1 protein-coding gene is annotated in these 1,453 nt (G+C 65.2%); it reads right to left on the bottom strand.

Annotation, left to right across the window (positions count from 1 at the left end; all coding sequences use genetic code 11):
* Window positions 1–101 precede the first annotated feature (101 nt).
* Window positions 102–1,453 (bottom strand): transcription termination factor Rho (rho, locus tag AC5RWX_RS33305; protein WP_494100429.1); only part of this gene is annotated, 1,352 nt, incomplete at its 5' end.

The following is a 1,453-nucleotide window of genomic DNA, read 5'->3' as shown; positions in this document are numbered from 1 at the left end:
GCTGTCGTACGCAGTACGTCAGCTGCAACGCGAAGGGGCGGGGGCGGAACATCCGCGCGGCACCCACCGCACGAACGCACCGGCGCCCGCCCCGAACTCAGCTATTTGTCGTTATCCGACTTCGCACCAAGCGTCGTCTTCTGAACCTGCATAAGGAACTCGACGTTGCTCTGGGTTTCCCGGATCTTGTTGGTCAGCAGTTCAAGGCTCTGCTGGGTCTCGAGTCCGGAGAGGACGCGGCGCAGCTTCCACATGATCTTGACTTCCTCCGGCGAGAGCAGGTTCTCCTCGCGGCGGGTGCCGGACGCGTTGACGTCCACGGCCGGGAAGATGCGCTTGTCTGCCAGCTGGCGGGACAGGCGGAGCTCCATGTTGCCGGTGCCCTTGAACTCTTCGAAGATGACTTCGTCCATCTTGGAACCGGTCTCCACGAGGGCGGTGGCCAGGATGGTGAGCGAGCCGCCGTTTTCGATGTTGCGGGCAGCACCGAAAAAGCGCTTGGGCGGGTACAGTGCTGCGGAATCCACACCACCGGACAGGATTCGGCCCGAGGCCGGAGCTGCCAGGTTGTAAGCACGGCCCAGGCGGGTCATGGAGTCCAGCAGGACCACCACGTCCATGCCCATTTCCACGAGGCGCTTGGCGCGTTCGATAGAGAGCTCGGCCACTGTGGTGTGGTCGTCTGCGGGACGGTCGAAGGTGGAGGCGATGACCTCACCCTTGACAGTGCGCTGCATGTCCGTGACTTCTTCGGGGCGTTCGTCAACCAGCACCATCATGAGGTGGACCTCAGGGTTGTTGGTGGTGATCGCATTGGCGATGGACTGCAGGATGAGCGTCTTGCCGGCCTTCGGCGGGGAGACGATCAGGCCGCGCTGGCCCTTGCCGATCGGCGCAACCAGGTCGATGACGCGGGGGCCGATCTTCTTGGGGTCGGTCTCGAGGCGCAGGCGCTCGGACGGGTACAGCGGCACCAGCTTGGCAAACTCAACACGATCCTTGAGTTCCTCGGAGGTCTTGCCGTTGACGGAGGTCACGCGGACCAGGGCGTTGAACTTCTGGCGGGCCGACTGCTGGCTGCGGTCTTCGCCGTCACGCGGAGCGCGGATGGCGCCGACCACTGCGTCGCCCTTGCGCAGGTTGTACTTCTTGACCTGGGCGAGGGACACATAAACGTCGTTCGGGCCGGGGAGGTAGCCGGAGGTTCGGATGAACGCATAGTTCTCCAGGACGTCCAGGATGCCGGCAACCGGCAGCAGGACGTCGTCCTCGGTGACCTCGACGTCGTCGACGTCCGGACCCTGGGCACGTCCCCGGCGGCGGTCGTTGCGGTCGCGGAAGCGGTCGTTGCGTGAGCCGTTGTCACGGTCCTGGCCGCCTGAACGGTCATTCCGGTCGTTGCGGTCTCGGCGGTTGCGCCGGTTGCGGCGGCTGCCGCCGTCGGCGTCGTCGC

The sequence above is a fragment of the Arthrobacter sp. SPT-J7 genome, from assembly GCF_059089965.1.
The sequence above is the reverse complement of the archived record's forward strand: the minus strand, read 5'-3'. Positions and strand labels throughout refer to the sequence as shown.